Origin of the sequence: Nocardia sp. XZ_19_231 (genome assembly GCF_015355705.1) — a bacterium.
In the GTDB taxonomy this organism is placed as follows: domain Bacteria; phylum Actinomycetota; class Actinomycetes; order Mycobacteriales; family Mycobacteriaceae; genus Nocardia; species Nocardia salmonicida.
This window is the reverse complement of record NZ_JACUZI010000001.1, coordinates 166,636-184,561: the sequence shown is the minus strand read 5'-3', so window position 1 is coordinate 184,561 and position 17,926 is coordinate 166,636. Positions and strand designations below refer to the sequence as shown.

Sequence of the window (17,926 nt, the reverse complement as noted above, 5' to 3'; positions counted from 1 at the left end):
ACTCAGTGGGCTCGATCTCCCCGCAGTCGTATGAGAGCGCGGCCAAGGAATGCTACGACCTATCGGAGAAATTCCAAACCGTCTACAATTCGCTGCAAACCGTCCTTTTAGAAACCAGCGCTATGGCCGGTGGCTACCAGGCGGTCAAGACGTGGTCGAAAGCCTACGACGACCGCGCCGCCGCAGTGACTCTGGTAGCGACCAGCTTCGCGTCGGCCCTGCAACACTTCGGGGACATATTGACCGCGGCTGGCCACAACTGGAAGTGCGGGGAGTACAAAGCCAATCGCGACCCCGACAAGGGTGACCCACCGGCCTTACCCAGTGGCTTCCCCTCGGAATTACCCTATGGCGCGGGCGCAGTAATCGGCGTCGCGTCATCGGGAACCAACAGTCGCGGACTCGAGACAGACTGGACCGAACTGCAAGACAAAGTCACCGCGCTTGTCGCTGGTGGCGAAGTCCCTGACGGAGACACCGACAAGCTCTCGCGCGCCGCAACCTCATGGAAGACCTTCGCTCAATCAGACCCGGCATACGGCGGCAAGGGACGACTATTAGTGGTCGCCTCCGGGCTCGAGCGTGGCTACGGATCCAATGTCCCGGAAGACATCCCGAACCTCGCAGGGCACCTTCGTACGCTCGCTACCAGTGTCGGCGAGATCGAAGCCGCTGCCCGCGACATCGCGGCCGCAGTCGACGCCCACACGGTTGCTTTGACGACGATGCGTTCGGACATGAACACTCAGTTCGCCATGGTGGTGGTCGTCACCGCCATTCAGATCGGGCGTTCGATGGTACAGGTAAAAGAGCCACCAACGAAGCAAAAGACACCGAGCAAGCAACAGACACCCAGCGAACGCCAAGAAGAGATCGACTTCCTGAACCAGGCTGCCGGAGCTTTGGCTGGTCCCGCCAACACATTTCTCACCGCGCTTAGCGGCTTTACGTTCACCACAGCTGTGCTGACAACGGGTGGACTGCCGACTATTGCCGAGTTGGCGATTCTGATAACCTCGATCGATGACGGAGCCCTCGGAGGGACCGATCCTGTCACGAAGGAAATCGCAACAAAGATTGCCAACCACGCGAATGGGCGCGCAGAACAAGGCGATGGGTCACATTACGTCGCCGGCGTTCCTGCTACAGGGTTAGCTGAGTACGTGCGCAAGGTCCTTGACGGCGAAATATCGACTGAGCAGAGATATCTCAGCAATGGCCGGACCGCCTACTGGGACAAGGAAAAGGGTGTGTTGACAATCGAGGACCCGCCTGGTGGAACCGTATTTACACCGGCAGAAGGTCGAGAGAAGTTTGACAATATCAAGTAGGCGTAGCGAGGATAAAGTTACCATGCAACCGAGTGCAAATTTTGTCATCGATGGTCCAACATTCGAGATTATCCGACAGGTTACGACCGAAATTCCCAATTTCCGGGGAACGCTGATGTCCGAGCAAGGCTGGACCTACGAAATCGATCGTTTTCTGTGCGGGGTAGTGCGGTCACTCCCATGGGATCTCAATCCAGGCTCCTGGGTAAGAATTTCGATCGTCGAGGAAACTGACCTCCTGCCGGAGATACCTCCTAAACCTGAACTGCCACTCGAAGCAGGCGAGGAAGCGGTGCGATATATTCCTAGTCATATCTGTGAACTGTGGCCACGCCTTCTCAATGTCGCATGGGTAGGCTTGGGTCCCCTCGAAGCCCGCTACCGAACTGGCTACCACGAGTCGGAGATAACCACCGCATTAGCGACCTTCACCGACAGCATCAGGTCGGCCCTAAAAGGGCGATAGAGTCAGACTTGTTGGTGTAAATCAGCCCTCGCGTGCTTCCGTAGAGCGGCGGCAGTGGCGTGTGCTGATCATCGGCTCGGGGCTGCTCAAGCAGTTTAGCCTGTTGCGGCCGGTCAGCTCGCAGAAGCGATCCAATTGCCGGTTGCCAGCGACACGGAGCGTCGAACTTCTTCGGCATAGGCGCGCATTGAGGGTTGAGTGTCACATCGTCGCCGACGGCGTGCCGCCAGTACTTGCCGTGGCAACCTTCGGAACTCGGCCCGCGGCGCGGTAACACCTTGTGAGGTTGTTGTGGACGATCAAGGTGAGTGGGTGCTCGGTTCCAAGAAGTTGTTCGTGCTCAACGACATCGCGTTCGCCGATGCCGAGTGCCACTAATATGTGACGTCTCAAGACATTCTTATCCGTTCATGCTCGATTGAGTCGTCGCTGACCTCCTGTCCACGAGCGTCTACAGGGACCCTCGCCACTCAAGCCCAAAGCATCGCAACCGAAACAGGTGAATCGCAGGCGAACATTTGCACCGTCTCAGACCAGTGCGGAATCCACCTCGACAACCAGTCGACCAGTGCAGTTCCCAGGGCAACCGAGTTCCCATCCTCGGTGTGCCCGGCGTGGGCACACCGAAGATGGCATCAGGAACCAGTCCGTACCGGCGGACCGGCATCGTCAGATCGAATACGAATCCGCGATGACCAGGCGTTTTCCGGTTGCCATGTTTTGCGTGTCCCGCCGGGGACGCGAACCTGCGACAGCCCCTCCGACAGGCGATGGATCCAGGATTTCCACCGCTCACCCATGCCTCAGGTTGGACGCTGGTGTTCAGCAATCCCCCATCCCCGGTCACGGGGTTACCATCTTCCATCGTCGGCGTTTCTACGATTTCTACAGAGGCTGGGAAACCGTTCGATCAGACCGACCTCAGCTCCTCATCGCGTGCGTACACTCGGACACCAGACACACGCAGACAGCCGGCCCTGTCCCGAGTCAGGTGGTCGCGGAGTGTGCCGACGGGACTACGCCGAGTTGCTGCATCATCCCGAGCGTGTCCCAGGATGCCCAACTCTCGACGATCTTGCCGTCCCGGAAACGATTGATCGTAATTCCCTGAACGACTGCCGATTTGCCGGTGGCGGGCATGCCCATCATCTCGCCGTCATTTGTTCCTGTTCCCGTCCAGCGGGTAGTGACGAAGTCGCCTTCAGCGATTTGTTCGTTGACGAGGAATCGTTGGTCCGAGAAAGCGGCGAGATACATCTGGACGAGCCGTCTGAGGCCGTCGGGACCATGGACCTCGGCGAACGGATTCTGCGGATCGTGGTCGATGGCGTCGGTGGACATCAGCTCGTCGAATACGTCGAGGTCTCGCGCGTTCCACGCGTCGAAAAGGCGCTTGGCTGTCGCTTTGTTCTGCTCTGACATGGCGTTTCCCAACTAATAGTGACGCCGAACCGGCGAGGGGGCTCGCCATCACTACGGGCAGCCTTCGCCGCGCCCGGCATTCAGCATGGTGTGACGGTCGGGGCGCGATGCAGGAGAGCGCTGCCATCACGGAGGATGCTCGCCCCGATGGTGCCCGGCAGGCATTCAGCGCCCACGGGTCGCAAACCTTGAAGCCGGTATACGCACATCATTCTGCGCCTTTTTCGCCGGCAAGGTAAGGGGCGGCGCCCGCCGCGCGGCGCAATCTCGTCGCCAGGCGGTCGAAGGCCATCGCGAGCTCGTCTCCGTCGATCACCTCGATGTCGACGTCGAGCTGTGTCAGCCACAGCGCGAGCCGGTCCGGGTCGTCGGAACCCAGCTCGACACGGCACGTGGACTCATCGACCGCCTCGATATCGACCGGGATGGTGATCTTCGCGGCGATCTCGGCGGCGGGAGCATGCACGAGTACCCGGGCGCGGTACTTCCAGCCCGCTTTGCTGACGCGTCCGACGACGTAGGCGACGACATCGTCCGCCGGGATCGCGCGCGGCTGGAACCGCGCACTCGTCGGTGCGTGCGGCACCATGCGGTCGACCCGAAAGACCCGCCAGTCGTCCCGGTCGATATCCCACGCGAGCAGGTACCAGAACGGCCCCCAGCTCACCAGCCGTTGCGGTTCGGTGTGGCGGGCGCCTTCGCCGCCGCCGTACTTTGTGTATCCGAACCGGAGCCGTTCGTGGGCGCGGATCGCGGCGGCGACCGTGCCGAGAACCGAAAGATCGAGCGGCGGCTCGGCCCCTGGAACGACGCTCGTCGCCTCGCGTACCGCCTCGACGCGCCTACGCAGGCGTGAGGGCAGCACTTGCTCCAGCTTCGCGAGCGCGGTGAGCGATGTCTCTTCGACTCCGAGCCGCTGGGTCGCAACCGCACCCAGTCCGACCGCCACGGCGACAGCCTCGTCGTCGTCGAGCAGGAGTGGGGGCATTGCCGTTCCGGCGGCCAGCCGGTATCCGCCCGCGACGCCGGGACGCGCGTTCACGGGATAGCCGAGCGAGCGCAGCTTGCCGATGTCGGCGCGCACAGTTCTCGTGCTCACATCGAGCCGGCCGGCGAGCTCGGAGCTCGTCCAGTCGCGCTTGAGCTGGAGCAACGACAGCAATTCGAGCAAGCGGGCCGAGGTCTCCAACATTTCTCGATCATTTCAGCAATTGCGGAAGCTAACCTGCCGCATTACCCGGGAACGTGGATGTCATGAACGAGAACGCACTCACACCGTTTCGCATCGACATCCCGCAGGCCGACCTCGACGATCTTCGCGACCGGCTGGCACACACGCGCTGGCCGATCCCCTTGCCGGGCCGAGACGATCGCACCGACTTCAGCCGGGGCATCCCGCTGGGGTATCTGAAGGAGCTCGCCGAGTACTGGCGCGACGGGTTCGACTGGCGTGCGCAGGAGGCGAAGCTCAACGAGTACGAACAGTTCACGACAGTCGTCGACGGCCAGACGTTCCACGTCGTCCACGCGCGATCGGCGAACCCGGAGGCCACCCCGCTGATCCTGAACCATGGCTGGCCGGGCTCGTTCGTCGAGTACCAGCGACTCATCCCGCTGCTGACCGACCAGTTCCACGTGGTCGTCCCGGCGCTGCCCGGCTTCGGTTTTTCCACCCCGCTGTCAGGGACCGGCTGGGAGCTGGCGCGGACGACGGACGCCTATGCCGAGATCATGACGCGTCTGGGCTACGAGAGGTTCGCCGCCCACGGCACCGATATCGGTTCGGGCACCACCGGCCGCCTCGCGGCGCTCTACCCGGAGCGCGTCATCGGCACGCACATCGGGGCCGACCCCCGGTGGCTCGGGTTGGTCGGCGACAAGTTCCCTTACCCCGAGGATCTGTCCGAGGACGAGATCGCCCAGATCGAGGCAGTGCGCGCCGAGGACGCGGCCGAGCGCGGGTACCTCGAGATGCAGAACCACCGTCCCGACACGATCGGTGCGGCGCTCACCGACTCGCCGGTCGGTCAGCTCGCGTGGATCGCCGAGAAGTTCAAGACCGGGACCGGCGGCGCCTTCCGGACGCCGGACGAGTCGGTCGACCGCGACCAACTCCTCACCAACATCAGCCTGTACTGGTTCACCCGCAGCGGCGCGTCGAGCGCGCAGTTCTACTACGAGGGCGAGCACTCCGGACTCGACTGGGTCATGGCCTCCGGCGTGCCGTCCGGATGGGCCGTGTTCGACACCCACCCGCTCATGCGCCGCGCGTTGGACCCGTGGAAGGCGGTCGACCACTAGAGCGAGTTCACCGAGGGCGGTCACTTCCCCGCGATGGAGGCGACGGAACTGCTCGCCGACGACATCCGCACCTTCTTCCGCGGCATTTCCTGACCTCGTCGCGAAGCGGTGTCAGCGGAAGCTGAGCAGAGGTTCGGCACCGTCGTGGTCTGCGTGGTCAGGTAGCTCGGCATCACCGCGGGCGGTGCGGATGGCCGCGTACTGCTCGGCCGGGGTCGGCACACCGAATTCGGCGCGTGCCTGCTCCGGGGTTCGCACGACCGGGTTCTTCGGCGCCACATCGCACAGGATCGGGTCAACCACCGGTGCGGTGTGGGGGCTGGCGGTCGCCACGATGAACCGCTGCGCGGACACGCTGCGGTCGAGCGCACCGAACATCACTCGCATCACCGCGGTGATGGCGGTGTCGGTGAGCGCGTTCTGCCGGATACCGGCCATCGTGCGCATCCACCGCGGCAGTGTCGCGATGGTCGCCGCCCGGAACAGCACCCGGTTGACCTCGGCGAGCGGGCGCATTCCCCGGCGCTGCGGCACCATCAGCCTGGCTCCGTCGAGGAGGTGGTCCACATGCTCCTGGGTCACGACCCGCGCGGCCAGAACCGGCTTCATGCGTTCGTAGTAGGCACGCATCTGCTCTCGCGAGCGCGGTACCGCAGCGGGATCGATGGTCTGGAACTGTGCGGCGCGGGCGCATTCGGCCCAATACCGGAGGTCGTCTTCTTCGCTCAACGGGCCGGGGCCGAACTTCTCGTAGCAGTACAGCACCGAATGCCATGCGGTCAGGTGAATCCACAGCTGAGCGTCGGGATCGTTGGCGTCGTAACGCAATCCGCTGATCGGTTCGATGCCGGTGATCTTGGCGTGGATCCTGACCAGCACCTGCGAGGCTTTCAGCACCGAGGCCGTATCGCCGAAGACCAGCGTCGCCATGTACTGCAACGTCCGGTCGAAGCGGATATCGGGGCGGTGCAGGACCGCGCCGGTGTCGGCGACCGAGGCAATCAGGAACGGTTCGAACATCTCTGTCACCACGGTGCGCTGGAACGCCACCGACAGTGTGGTCGGGTACCGGAACACTTTCCAGGACACCGAATCCGGGCCGAAGAATCCGTAGTCCTGGTGGGGTACCACGTCGTTGTGGTTGCTCATCGGGGTCGTTCCTCTCACTGCCGAGCCGCTTCGTCGGGCCCGAAGATCATGGGGATCAGGGTGCGGCGCGCGTACGCGCGCACCGATTCGTCGGTGCGCAGGTCGACACCGTGCTTGGTCGGCATCACCACGCACGCGGCGAACAGCATCGCGACGGTGCGCCCGGCCTCGTCGGAGTCCAAATGCGTTGCCAGCCCGTCGGATTGGGCCGCGCGTAGCTGTTCGGCGACGACCGCACCGCCCAGCGACAGCAGCGCCGCGTCATCGGCCAGCCCCGCCTCGATCAGCGCCTGGGGCTCGAGTGCGGCGACCCGTGCGATCACCGGATGCTCCCGCGCCATCCGCAGACAGGCCACGAACGCCTCCACCGCACGCTCACGGTGATCGGTGCGACCGGCCACGGCCTCGGCCACCGTCTCGGCCATGCGGCGACCTTCACGCATGGTCACCGCCTCGAGCAAACCGTCGAGATCGCCGAAACGGCGATAGATCGTCGCCCGGTTCACTCCGGCTCGCCGGGCGACCGGGTCGATCTTGAGCTTGCCCATCCCCGAAGCGGCGATCTCCGCGACCGCGGCGTCGAGAACCCGCTGTGCGGTCCGGTCGTCGTGTTCGTCGGACCCGCCGCCCATGCCGCCGACGAGGAACGCGGCCACGTTCTGATGCATGCCCTCACGCTAACACCAAAGCAACGTAAGCAACAGTTTGTGTTCAAAGTGTTGCATTGCAGGTCAGTGGTCAGCGTCGGCGAACTCTCCGATCAATCGCGCGACCTGGCCGGGAGTCTCCAACTGGGGTGAGTGGCCGGCTCGGTCGATGACCTCGACCCGCGCACCGGAGACCGCGCGGTAGCGGCGAACGGACGTCTCCGAATTCCACATGCGATCGCGCGCCCCGAAGATCACCAGCGTCGGCAAACCGAGCACGCGAAGGCGGTGGTCCAGGGGGCAGGCAGCGGTGTACGACTCCTTTCCGAGCTGGCAGTGGCGAAACGCGACGAACTTCACGGCTCGGTCGTCGTGGAGAATTTGATCGGGGTCCGCGAAGGCGGTGCGCTGACCGAATCCTGGGGCGAACGCGCGGGAATAACCGAGCCGGACCGCGGGCGCGGGTGGGTGTCGGCGTAGTGCGTGGCCGAGCACCGGAACACGCAGCAGTCTCGTCGCCCTCCCCGGCAAGAACGTGCTGTAGTCGGGGCCCTCACCGATGACGACCACGCGGCGGACCAGCGCGGAGCTTTCCGCCAGAGCGATGGCGACATCGGCGCCCATGGAGTGCCCGACAACCGTGATGTCCTCGCCGATTCCGAGCCGGTCGATGACCTGGGCCACCGCGCGGGCATGGTCGCTGGGATGGTATCCAGCGGCCGGCTTCGCCGACCTGCCGTGGCCGAGCAAGTCCATGCTGACTACGCGGAATCGGTCGGCGAGCAGTGGGGTTATCGCGTCCCACCAGCGCAGCGACGACCCGAAACCGTGCAGCAGCACCAGCGTTGACGCGTGTTCGGACCCGGCGATTCCGACATGGAGAGGACCCGAGTCGGTGTCGAGCAGGATGTCGCCGTGCAACGGTTCCGTGCAGGAGTGAGACGGACGCCGCGGAGCGGGTCGGCGCACGCTCAGACCGATTTTCGGGCGAGTGCGCGACCGGCCGCGCGGCCGGAGAAGATGCATCCGCCCAGGAACGTGCCTTCGAGTGCGTTGTAACCGTGGACACCGCCCCCGCCGAAGCCCGCTACCTCGCCGGCGGCGTAGAGCCCTGTCAGTGGCGTGCCGTCGGGGCGGAGCACCTGGCTGTCGAGGTCGGTCTCGATGCCGCCCAGGGTCTTGCGGGTCAGGATATTGAGGCGGACAGCGATGAGCGGTCCGTGCGCCGGGTCCAGTATCCGATGCGGTGCGGCGACCCGCGCCAGTCGGTCGCTACGTGATCGGCGGGCGTTCTCGACCGCCATCAGTTGCAGGTCTTTGCTGAAGGGATTGTCCAGTTCGCGATCGCGGGCCACGATCTGCCGTTCCATGTCGGCGGCGTCCAGTTGCGGCCCCCGGGCCAACTTGTTCATGCCTTCGACGAGTTCGGCGAGGGTATCGGCCACCACGAAGTCCTGCCCGTTCTGCTTGAACTTCTCCACCGGTCCCGGCGCACCCTTGGCGAGACGATTGCTGAGTACCTGGCGAATGCTCTTGCCGGTGATGTCGGGGTTCTGTTCGGATCCCGACAGCGCGAACTCCTTTTCGATGATGGTTTGGGTGAGCACGAACCAGGAGTAGTCGTGCCCCGTTGCCAGGATCTGCTTCATCGTGGCGAGGCTGTCGAAACCGGGGAAGTGTGGTGCGGGCATGCGCTGTCCGGTCGCGTCGAACCACAGCGACGACGGACCCGGGATGATCCGGATCGCGTGGTCGGGCCAGACCGGATCCCAGTTGTGGATGCCTTCGGTGTAGGCCCACAGACGGTCGCGATTGACGATGCTGGCCCCGGCCTGCTCACTGATCGCGAGCATCCGTCCGTCCACATGCGCGGGGACCCCCGAGATCAGGTGCTTCGGCGCGGCGCCGAGCCGCTCGGTCGGCCAGTTCTTCCGAATCAGGTCGTGGTTGTGGCCGATACCCCCGGAGGTGACGATGACCGCCGGTGCGCGGTATTCGAAAGACCCGGCCTCGGATCGCGACGATGCGACGCCACGTGCCGTGGCACTGCTTTCCAGGACGGTGCCGCGGACGCCGACGCAGGCTTCACCTTCGACGAGGAGCTCGTCGACCTGATGCCGGAAGGCGAAACGGACGAGCCCGGCCCGCTCGGCGCGTTCGACGGGTTCGCGAAACACCCGAACGACCTCTGGACCGGTCCCCCACGTGAGGTGGAACCGAGGCACCGAGTTGCCGTGGCCGGTGGCCGAACCGGAGCCTCGCTCCGCCCACCCCACCAACGGCACAAACCGCAGACCGAGGTCGTGCAGGTATCGACGCTTCTCGGTCGCCGCGAAACGGACATACGCCTCCGCCCACCGGCGCGGCCAGATGTCCTCGCGGTCGAGGCGGTCGAAGGCCGCCGAACCCAGCCAATCCTGTAGGGCGAGCTCATAGGAATCGTTGATGCCCATGCGGCGTTGCTCGGGGCTGTCGACCAGGAACAGTCCACCGAGAGACCAGAACGCCTGCCCGCCCAAGTTTTCGCGGTTCTCCTGGTCGAGGACCAGCACCCGGCGCCCCGCGGCGGCCAGCTCATGGGTGGCGACCAGGCCCGCCAGGCCCGCGCCGACCACGATGACATCGGGTTCGAATGTGTCGGTCATGAACGGATCTCCCTGGTGTGGTGCTCGACGAGCAGGACGAACAGATCGGTCCGACGGGCTCGCGCGGCGTCGGTGTCGGAGTCGATGAGGCATTGCACGGTCGTGCCGTCGTGCACAGCGACCAAGGCGGAACCGAACGCCGCGGCGTCGGTGATTTCGCGCCCCAACTGCGCGACGAGCAGCTCGAGCAGGGGCATCAGCGTCGCGAGGATGGTCTCCTCACGCGCGGCCACCACCCGCTTGAGCGACGGGTTGCGCAGCGCGTGGGCGGTGAATTCGGCCGTGAGCCGATACCACTTGTCGTCGACGGGAATCGTTTCGAGCACCTGCTCGACGACGTCGCGCGTCGACGAGACCCGTGCGCACACCCGGTCGGCGACCAACGCCTCGACGGCGGCCAGCATCTGCGCCGAGCGCTGTTCCCACGCGGCGAGGAACAGTTCGTCCAATGCCGCGAAGTTGGAGTAGAAGGCGCCCTTGGTGAACTGGGCTCGTTCGCACACCTGATCCACCGTGCTGCTGCCGAAGCCGCGTTCGGCGAAGACGTCGAGCGCGGCTCCGATCAGTCGCCGACGGGTCTCTTGCCGACGGCGACTGATCGGAGGGGTCTTCTCTACCATATGGATACTATAAAGTATCGAATACCATTTAGTATCCGATCGGATCGACGGCGAACTGCCCGAAGGCCGGTGCCCGTTTCCGATAGCTGTCAGGATGACCACGTGTCAGAGTTCTCGCGCAGTCCGCGCCCCCTCACCCGGCGCACTCTCCTCGGCGGCGCGATCGGCGCCGGGCTGGTCGCCACCGCGGGCCGGGTCCTCGCAGATCCGGGCGAGCGCATGATCGCCGCGCGCACCCGATTCTTCGGCGCCGCCAACGTCGATCCGGTGACCGGCGCGGTACGCAGCGATCGAGTGATCTTGTCCTGGTTCGGATGCACGAGTTTCGCCGCGGCGCTGGGCGGGACCGTGGTCCTGCTCGACGCCTGGGTTCCCCGTGGCGCTCACAGCGGATACGTCCCGACCACCGTGGCGCAGGTAGGCGAGCTTCGCCCCGAGGCGATCTTTATCGGACACGGGCATTTCGACCACGCCGGTGACGCGGCCGCTTTGGCGCAGGCCTCCGGCGCGGTGCTGTTCGGCACGGCCGAGCACTGTGCCCAGGTGCAGCGCCAGGTCGGGGCGACGGCCTTGCGCACCGTAGTGCTCGGTGACGCTACGTCGGCGCTCGGCCAGACCTATCACCATTCGGTCGGATCGGTCGAGGTGACAGCGGTCCGGCATGTGCATTCGGGACCGAAACCTCCCGACCGCAGCGGCGAGGGTTCCGCACCGTTCTTTCCGGTGCCCGACATTCGTGATTCGATCGCGAACCCACCGCAACTGTGTGATCTCGTCGCACTCGGGTCCTCGCTGTCCGACCAGGAAGGCGGCAGCCTGCTCTACCAGTTCCGGGTGGGTGGCTTCACCCTCACCTGGCACGACTCTGCCGGGCCGCTCACAGAAGCCGCACCCGAGGTGTTCGACGTCCTGAGAGCGCTGCCCGGCAGCGACGTGCAACTGGGCGCCATCCAGGGTTTCAACCAGCCGCTCAACGGTTTACGCGATGTGCGCCAGTACATCGAGGCGATCAGACCGGCGATGTTCGTGCCCAGCCATCACGACAACTGGCTTCCCGGCTTCACCGCGCGTGGTGACACCTATCTGCACACCTTGCGCGGCGAACTGGAACGCATTCCCGCGCAGGGGCGCCCGACCTTGCGTTTCCTCTCCGATCCCGGCGACTACCTTCGACCGGACGCCCTGACGTTCACCCTCTGAGCGACGGCTGCGGCGGTTTCAGCGGATTAGATCGGCTGCCTTCTCACCGATGACCACCGAGGGGGCGTGGGTGTGGCCGCGAATGATGGTCGGCATCACCGAGGCGTCGGCCACGCGCAGACCATCGAGGCCGCGGACCTTCAGCTCGGGGGTGACGACGCTGGCGGCGTCGGTACCCATCCGACAAGTGCTGGTGGGGTGGTAAAGAGTTTGAGAGTGCCACGTCAGGGCCTCCTCGAGGGTTTCCGCGAGCGTCGGCTGCTCGCGTCTGGGCCGGAGGATTCCGCCGATTCGGGAGCCGAGTGGCTCGGCGGTCACGATGCGGTGGGCGATCCGCAGACCGGCGAGCAGCGCGGCGCGGTCGGCGCCGTCGGGGTCGGACAGGTACCTGGGGTCGATAAGCGCCTTGGCCATCGGGTCGGCGGAGGCCAGGGTCACCGTGCCGCGGCTGCGCGGCTGGAGCAGGATCGGACCCACCGCGATGCCGTGGCCGGGCGCGACGCCGATCCCTTCGTCGTAGAACGGTGCGGGCCCGAAGATGATCTCGAGATCCGGCAGTTCGAGTTCGGGCCTGCTGCGCACGAAGCCGTACGCCTCACCGACATTGGACGTGAGCATGCCCTGACGCCGGACGAGATAGTTGAGCAGCTCCAACGGCTTCTCCGCGGCGAACAGCGTGTCGGACTCGACGGCGAAGCCGAGCATCGAGATCAGGTGATCGGTGAGGTTGCGGCCGACCTCTGGCAGGTGGTGCACCATCGGAATGCCATGGCGACCGAGCTGTTCTCGATCACCGACACCGGAGAGCTGCAGCAGCTGCGGGCTGTTGATCGCCCCACCACACAACACCACCTCCTTACCGGCGCGCACGATCTGGGTGACGCCGTCCTTGCGGTATTCGACGCCGACAGCCCGGGTGCCCTCGAACAGGATCCGCGTCGCCTGCGCGCCGGTGAGCACCGTCAGATTCGAACGCTTGCGCGCCGGCTTCAGGTAGGCGTCCGCGGTGCTCCAGCGGGCGCCGCGCTTCTGGCTCACCATGGTTTGCGTGAAACCTTCCGGCTGCGGCAGATTCGCGCGCTCGCGCTTGAAACCGGCGTGCTCGGCCGCTGCGAGGAAGTCGTCGGTCCACTGGCGCGCGCTGCGCTGGTGCGAGATCCGCAGCGGTCCGGAGCGACCCTCGTCGGGTTCGGCGGCGTCCTCGACGGACTCGATGCGCCGGAAGTACTCGACCACGTTCGCGAACGACCAGTCCGGCCCGGCGGCGCGCGCCCACTCGTCGTAGTCGGCCGCGAAACCGCGAACCCACATCATCGCGTTCATCGACGAGGACCCACCGAGCATCTTGCCGCGCGGCCAGAAGATCTGGCGGTCGGCGAGTTCGGACTGCGGGGTGGTCAGGTAGTTCCAGTCGAGGTCGGTCTGGAACAGCTTGGAGAACGCCGCCGGAATGTGGACGGCCTGATTCTTGTCCTCGGGACCGGCTTCCAGGGCGATGACGCTGGTGGCCGAGCGCTCGCTGAGCCGTGCGGCGAGCACCGCGCCCGAGGAACCGGTGCCGACGACGACGTAGTCGGCGATGCTGTTGTTCATCTGATTCTCCAAGGAAGTCGGGCTCAGCCGCGCAGGGCGGAAGCGAAGATCTGGGGCAGGCGCAGCCAGCCGGGGTCGGCGCCGAACCCGGCGAGCAGCCTGCCCGTGCTCGCGGCGGTCTTGTTGCCCACGAACCACGGCGGCTTCGGTGAGATCGCGAGTTCGCCGCGCAGCAGCGACCGCGGCGCCGGACGGAACGGGCCGCGCACGACGGTGCGTTCCACCCGGTCGATCAGCCACGCGTTGTGGACGACGCCGATGCCGCTCTGCACGTCGTCGACGGTGTGGCCGGGGAACGCGCCCCACGACGCGGTCGGCGTCAGGTAGCCGACGCCGGTCCACGCGTTGATCGCCACCGTGCCGTAGCGCAGGTCCTCGATCATCTCGTCGAAGGCCGTACCGAGCTCGGAGATCGTGGCGGGCGCGGCGATCACGTTGACGCCGAGCGTGCCGACGAATGCCTCGTTCGCGGCGCGGGCCGCCGACATGGCGAATCTCGCGCCGATACCGGGCAATTCGACCACGCCGAGCACCGGCGCGAAGTATTCCTCGGCCAGCAGCGGCTCGACCGCGGACGGCGCGACCCCGGTGACCAGCAGCCGCTCACCGCTCGGTCCGAGCCGCTCGGCCCCGGGATAGGACTCGAAGGCCCGCGCCACGCGATCGTCGCTGCCCGGGTAGTACGCGCGGCGGGCGGGCGCCTTCGCGAGCGCGGCGCGCAGCGCGGCGAGGAATTGGTCCTTCTGCGCCCAGTCGGCGGAGATGATCAGGGCCTGGGCGGCGACGCAGTTGTAGCCGCCGTTGTGCAGTCGCTGGGTGGCGACGTGCTCGGCCTGGTAGCCGATGTCGGCCGCGCTCCATTCGCCCGGCAGCACGATCGTCGGTGACACGCCGCCGAGCTCGCTGGTGACCGGCTTGGTGAGCTTCGGTGTGCCCGCCAGCCTCCGCTCGGCCGCCTCGGCATCGGTGCCCCAGACGATCGCGTCGTGGGTGCGCGCGCTGCCGGTCATGTGCACGTGGTCGACGAGGTCGTTGTCGATCAGGTAGCCGCCCACCTCGGCACCGCCGGTGAGCAGCCGCACCGCGCCGAGCTCGATCAGCGGGGCCAGGATCTTGGTGAACACCGGCAGCATCGGATCGGTGATCGGGTTGAGCTTGAGCGCGACGACCCGGTTGTGCGCGATGAGCTCGTAGAGGACGTCCAGCGGCGCGATCGAGGTGATGTTGCCCGCGCCGAGCACCGCGCCGATCCCCTGTGTTCGGGTCGGATCCAATTGGGCCAGGCCGGCATTCGCTTTCGCGGCGGCACTGCTGACGCCGCGCTGCAACCACACCTCGGCGCTGAATCCGTTGAGCAGCAGCGCGTCGAACGGGCTCGCGGGCAGCACATCGACGGTGACCCGGTCGCCCGCGCTACCGAAAGAGGCGTTGTGGAGCGGACTTTCGCCGCGGCCAAGGACGTCGAGCGTCTTCGCCAGCGCGCCCAGTCCGGCGGCCATCACATACGGTCCCGAAATCCATTCCTCACCGACCAACGGAGAGGAGGCGTCGAGTCCCTTGATGCCGACGGCCGCGTCGACCCACTCCTGACCGTGCCGCCCGGTGAGCTCACGCACCCGATCCAGCAGGGCGCGCCGGTCGGGCAGCGAGGTGGCCGCCCACTTCTTCTCGCCTTCGACGAGTTCGGACAACGCGACATCAACCGCGGCACGGTCGGACTCTGCCTTCTTGGTGACCACTGACGATCCTCCACAACTGTTCGGTACGGTCCACGGCGCAGCGGACGGGATGCATCGATTCTCCCGCCGCGGACCCGGCTCGCACCATGTGCGCCCGTTGCGGATCGACCCCCACCTCAGTTGTGCGCGGGCACAACGACGACGTGATGTGGCTCATGTCGAGGTCCGCACAGTCTGACCATCGATCCCGATTACAAGCGGTGTCGACCACACTCGACGATTCACATGATGTGCCCGTGCACAAATCTATGGTGGCGTGAATCATGTCGTGTCACCTAGCATCGAGGGGGTGACCGCACCACCGCCGACCACCGCCGCGCCGACCCTCGAGCCGGCCGAACTGCTGCTCGACTCGGTCGAGCAGCTGGCCGAGGAGTTGGTGGGTCGCATCGCCGCCGCGGACCGTTCCTACGCCGATCCGGGACTGCTCACGGCCGAGGAACTCCAGCAGGCATGCCTGGACAACCTCACGGCGATGATCACCGCCCTGTCCGGAGCCGAGCCGACGCGGCTGCACGCCGCGCGGGCGGTCGGCCGGCTCAAGGCCGAGCGTGGGGTCCCGATCGCCGCGTTGCTGCACGCCTTCCGACTCGGCGGCCGATTGCTCTGGGAGGAACTCACAGCCCGGTCCACCGGTCCGGGAGATCCGCGCCTGCACGACCTCGCCACCACACTGTGGGAACTGATCGACACGTTCTCCGACGCGGCGGTCGAGGCCTATCGCGAGACCGAGATCATGCTCGCGCATGTCGACGCGCAATCCCAGAACCGTTTGGTCCGTACGCTTTTCGACGACCACTCCGACAATCCCGCGCACACCCTGACCGCGCTGCGCACATTGGGCCTGTCCGAGAACGGCACGTTCGCAGTCGTGTCGATCGAGACCACCGACCCCGGCGCCACCCTCCCCGCCAGCCTGGTCGGTGCGTTGCGAGATCTCGGCGCCAGATCCGTGTGGGATTCGCAGATCGACTCCCACACCGGGCTGCTGTCCTCGGCGACGCCCGCGGCGGTCGAACGGGCCGCCGTCGCGCTGGCCGAGCTCGTCGACGGGCGGATCGGCCTCAGTGCGGCCTTCACCAGCCCGACCGCCATTCCCGGCGCATTGACCGAAGCGCGCCTCGCCGCCCGCAGCGCCCGACCCGGCGCGCACACCGTCGTCCGGTTCGGGAGCGAGCCCGTGGCCCACCTGCTCGTCACGGTGCCCGAGGCGAGTCGGCGGGCCACGACCCAGATCCTCGGGCCCGTGCTTCGACTGCCCGCACCCGAACGCGACGATCTGATCGGGGCCCTCGACGCCTGGTATCAATGCCGCGGATCGACCGCCGCCGCCGCCGAACAGCTGCACTGTCACCGCAATACGGTGCGCTACCGCCTGCGCAAGATTCGCGACCTCACCGGGCGCGACACCGCCGACCCGGTGCAGTCGGCGGAGCTGCATCTGGCACTGCAAGCGGTCACCCTCCTCGGGCCGTCGTAACCCGATCGGGCGGGGAACGCGGCATCGGGCGATGAGTTTTCTCGGGTGAGCTCGTCTGCATCGATACAACCCACAGACGATCAGGAGAACCCGATGGCGACCACGTATACCTTCGATGTCTTTTCCAGCCTCGACGGCTTCGGCAGCTACAGCGGCAATGGTGACTGGGGTGGGTACTGGGGCAAGCAAGGCCCCGAATTGCTCGACCACCGCCTCGCCCAGTTCGAGGTGGAGCAGCGAATGATCTTCGGGCCCAACACCTATCGGGCGTTCGCGAGCATGCTCGCTTCGGGCGACGTGGACGAGGTTCGCGACCCCTGGGTCACCCGGATGCGCGATCTCCCGGCGACGGTGGTGTCGAACACCCTCGAGGGGCCGCTCGACTGGCCGGACGGAACCATCGCGCGCGGTGACGCGGTCGATGCCGTCGCCCGGCTCAAGGAGGAGTCCGCGGTGCCGTTGCGCTCCCACGGCAGTTTGTCGATGAACCGGGCGCTGATGGCCGCGGGGCTCGTCGACCGAGTCCAGGTGACGCTGTTCCCGGTGATCACCGGACAGACCGGTGACGACCCGATTTTCCGAGGCGCGGCCGACTTCGACCTCGAACTGCTCGAGCATCGCACGCTCGACGGCGACATCCAGGAACTCGTCTACCGGCCGACCCTGCACGGCTGAGTCCGGTGTGCGGTTCGCCGGTTCGTGGCATGTCAGAATGCGCCCATGACCATCAAGTTCGACGCACTCGATGCCGCGTTGCTGGCCGAACTGGCCCGTGATCCGCGGGCGCCGATCCTCGAGCTGGCGCAACGGCTCGGGGTCGCCCGCAATACCGTGCAGGCGCGGATGCGTCGGCTCGAAGCGTCTGGCGCCGTGCGGGGATATCCGCCCGATATCGATGTGCAGGCGATCGGGTTCGCGGTGCACGCGTTCCTCGGCATCGAACTCGACCAGAACAAGATGGATCCGATCATCGAGACGCTGCGCGGGTTCCCGCACGTGCTCGAGGTGCACGCCACCACCGGCCGCGCCGACCTGCTCGTCCGCATCGCGGCGCAATCCCAGCAGGACCTGCTGGAGATCATCCAGCGGGTCCACGCCATCGAGGGCGTGAAACACACCGAGACGATGCTCGCGCTGGCCACCCCGATCGGGTATCGGAGCCTGCCGCTGGTCGAACATCTGACGAACACCCGCGATGTGACGTAGCTCTCGCGACTCGAGCAGATTGACGCATTCGAGTCAGTGGCGTAGATCACTTTTGAGCAGTCTGATCAACTTTTCGGACGACTGTTGACATAGATCACCCATCACCGGCACATTTCGCTGCACCGAT

Annotated in this window: 16 protein-coding genes; 7 read left to right on the top strand and 9 right to left on the bottom strand. The window is 66.1% G+C overall.

The window, feature by feature from the left end:
* Window positions 1-5 precede the first annotated feature (5 nt).
* Both IBJ82_RS00775 and IBJ82_RS00770 read left to right on the top strand, forming a co-directional pair.
* Window positions 6-1,331: a hypothetical protein gene (locus tag IBJ82_RS00775; protein WP_194824055.1), complete on the top strand. Its 1,326-nt coding sequence runs from the start codon at window positions 6-8 to the stop codon at window positions 1,329-1,331.
* A 22-nt stretch (window positions 1,332-1,353) separates the two neighbouring features.
* Window positions 1,354-1,797, top strand: coding sequence for a hypothetical protein (locus tag IBJ82_RS00770; RefSeq protein ID WP_194824054.1), 444 nt, complete (start codon window positions 1,354-1,356; stop codon window positions 1,795-1,797).
* Between the two features lie 987 nt (window positions 1,798-2,784).
* Here the strand turns inward: IBJ82_RS00770 and IBJ82_RS00765 are convergent.
* Both IBJ82_RS00765 and IBJ82_RS00760 read right to left on the bottom strand, forming a co-directional pair.
* Window positions 2,785-3,231, bottom strand: a complete 447-nt coding sequence (locus tag IBJ82_RS00765; RefSeq protein WP_194824053.1) for an ester cyclase — start codon at window positions 3,229-3,231, stop codon at window positions 2,785-2,787.
* A 196-nt stretch (window positions 3,232-3,427) separates the two neighbouring features.
* Window positions 3,428-4,411 (bottom strand): YafY family protein, encoded by a 984-nt coding sequence (locus IBJ82_RS00760; RefSeq protein ID WP_194824052.1) that lies wholly within the window; start codon window positions 4,409-4,411, stop codon window positions 3,428-3,430.
* 62 nt (window positions 4,412-4,473) lie between these two features.
* Here IBJ82_RS00760 and IBJ82_RS00755 point away from each other — a divergent pair, with 62 nt between their 5' ends.
* Window positions 4,474-5,520, top strand: a complete 1,047-nt coding sequence (locus IBJ82_RS00755) for an epoxide hydrolase family protein (protein ID WP_370585084.1) — start codon at window positions 4,474-4,476, stop codon at window positions 5,518-5,520.
* Window positions 5,521-5,631: 111 nt separating this feature from the next.
* On the opposite strand, the gene IBJ82_RS00750 is transcribed toward IBJ82_RS00755, so the two are convergent.
* The 5 genes from IBJ82_RS00750 to IBJ82_RS00730 all read right to left on the bottom strand — a co-directional run bounded on the left by IBJ82_RS00750 (window position 5,632) and on the right by IBJ82_RS00730 (window position 10,581).
* Window positions 5,632-6,669 carry an oxygenase MpaB family protein gene (locus IBJ82_RS00750; protein WP_194824051.1) on the bottom strand — a complete coding sequence of 346 codons (1,038 nt, stop codon included), beginning with the start codon at window positions 6,667-6,669 and terminating at the stop codon, window positions 5,632-5,634.
* A 14-nt stretch (window positions 6,670-6,683) separates the two neighbouring features.
* Window positions 6,684-7,337, bottom strand: coding sequence for a TetR/AcrR family transcriptional regulator (locus IBJ82_RS00745; RefSeq protein ID WP_194824050.1), 654 nt, complete (start codon window positions 7,335-7,337; stop codon window positions 6,684-6,686).
* A 63-nt stretch (window positions 7,338-7,400) separates the two neighbouring features.
* The gene (locus tag IBJ82_RS00740; RefSeq protein WP_194824049.1) at window positions 7,401-8,237 is read right to left on the bottom strand and encodes an alpha/beta fold hydrolase; all 837 of its coding nucleotides are present in this window, start codon (window positions 8,235-8,237) and stop codon (window positions 7,401-7,403) included.
* A gap of 50 nt (window positions 8,238-8,287) precedes the next feature.
* The gene (locus tag IBJ82_RS00735; RefSeq protein WP_194824048.1) at window positions 8,288-9,961 is read right to left on the bottom strand and encodes an FAD-binding dehydrogenase; all 1,674 of its coding nucleotides are present in this window, start codon (window positions 9,959-9,961) and stop codon (window positions 8,288-8,290) included.
* Window positions 9,958-10,581 carry a TetR/AcrR family transcriptional regulator gene (locus IBJ82_RS00730; protein ID WP_194824047.1) on the bottom strand — a complete coding sequence of 208 codons (624 nt, stop codon included), beginning with the start codon at window positions 10,579-10,581 and terminating at the stop codon, window positions 9,958-9,960. The genes IBJ82_RS00735 and IBJ82_RS00730 overlap by 4 nt, the downstream gene beginning before the upstream one ends.
* A 102-nt stretch (window positions 10,582-10,683) precedes the next feature.
* Here IBJ82_RS00730 and IBJ82_RS00725 point away from each other — a divergent pair, with 102 nt between their 5' ends.
* Window positions 10,684-11,781, top strand: coding sequence for an MBL fold metallo-hydrolase (locus tag IBJ82_RS00725; RefSeq protein WP_370585083.1), 1,098 nt, complete (start codon window positions 10,684-10,686; stop codon window positions 11,779-11,781).
* 18 nt (window positions 11,782-11,799) lie between these two features.
* On the opposite strand, the gene IBJ82_RS00720 is transcribed toward IBJ82_RS00725, so the two are convergent.
* Both IBJ82_RS00720 and IBJ82_RS00715 read right to left on the bottom strand, forming a co-directional pair.
* Window positions 11,800-13,374, bottom strand: coding sequence for a GMC family oxidoreductase (locus IBJ82_RS00720; RefSeq protein WP_194824045.1), 1,575 nt, complete (start codon window positions 13,372-13,374; stop codon window positions 11,800-11,802).
* A 23-nt stretch (window positions 13,375-13,397) separates the two neighbouring features.
* On the bottom strand, window positions 13,398-15,113 hold the full coding sequence (locus tag IBJ82_RS00715; RefSeq protein WP_194824044.1) for an aldehyde dehydrogenase family protein: 1,716 nt from the start codon (window positions 15,111-15,113) through the stop codon (window positions 13,398-13,400).
* A gap of 289 nt (window positions 15,114-15,402) precedes the next feature.
* Between IBJ82_RS00715 and IBJ82_RS00710 the strand changes: the two genes are divergently transcribed.
* The 3 genes from IBJ82_RS00710 (at window position 15,403) to IBJ82_RS00700 (ending at window position 17,799) form a co-directional block, all read left to right on the top strand.
* On the top strand, window positions 15,403-16,593 hold the full coding sequence (locus IBJ82_RS00710) for a PucR family transcriptional regulator (protein ID WP_194824043.1): 1,191 nt from the start codon (window positions 15,403-15,405) through the stop codon (window positions 16,591-16,593).
* 93 nt (window positions 16,594-16,686) lie between these two features.
* Entirely contained in the window at window positions 16,687-17,268 is a 582-nt protein-coding gene (locus tag IBJ82_RS00705; protein ID WP_194824042.1) for a dihydrofolate reductase family protein, read from the top strand.
* Window positions 17,269-17,313: 45 nt separating this feature from the next.
* Window positions 17,314-17,799 carry an Lrp/AsnC family transcriptional regulator gene (locus IBJ82_RS00700; RefSeq protein WP_194824041.1) on the top strand — a complete coding sequence of 162 codons (486 nt, stop codon included), beginning with the start codon at window positions 17,314-17,316 and terminating at the stop codon, window positions 17,797-17,799.
* Window positions 17,800-17,926 lie beyond the last annotated feature (127 nt).

Bases quoted from the DNA above. Each gene is read 5' to 3' on its own strand.
- IBJ82_RS00770 (WP_194824054.1), top strand. From the start codon at position 1,354: ATGCAACCGAGTGCAAATTTTGTCATCGATGGTCCAACATTCGAGATT.
- IBJ82_RS00760 (WP_194824052.1), bottom strand. From the start codon at position 4,411: ATGTTGGAGACCTCGGCCCGCTTGCTCGAATTGCTGTCGTTGCTCCAG.
- IBJ82_RS00755 (WP_370585084.1), top strand. From the start codon at position 4,474: ATGAACGAGAACGCACTCACACCGTTTCGCATCGACATCCCGCAGGCC.
- IBJ82_RS00750 (WP_194824051.1), bottom strand. From the start codon at position 6,669: ATGAGCAACCACAACGACGTGGTACCCCACCAGGACTACGGATTCTTC.
- IBJ82_RS00745 (WP_194824050.1), bottom strand. From the start codon at position 7,337: ATGCATCAGAACGTGGCCGCGTTCCTCGTCGGCGGCATGGGCGGCGGG.
- IBJ82_RS00735 (WP_194824048.1), bottom strand. From the start codon at position 9,961: ATGACCGACACATTCGAACCCGATGTCATCGTGGTCGGCGCGGGCCTG.
- IBJ82_RS00730 (WP_194824047.1), bottom strand. From the start codon at position 10,581: ATGGTAGAGAAGACCCCTCCGATCAGTCGCCGTCGGCAAGAGACCCGT.
- IBJ82_RS00720 (WP_194824045.1), bottom strand. From the start codon at position 13,374: ATGAACAACAGCATCGCCGACTACGTCGTCGTCGGCACCGGTTCCTCG.
- IBJ82_RS00705 (WP_194824042.1), top strand. From the start codon at position 16,687: ATGGCGACCACGTATACCTTCGATGTCTTTTCCAGCCTCGACGGCTTC.
- IBJ82_RS00700 (WP_194824041.1), top strand. From the start codon at position 17,314: ATGACCATCAAGTTCGACGCACTCGATGCCGCGTTGCTGGCCGAACTG.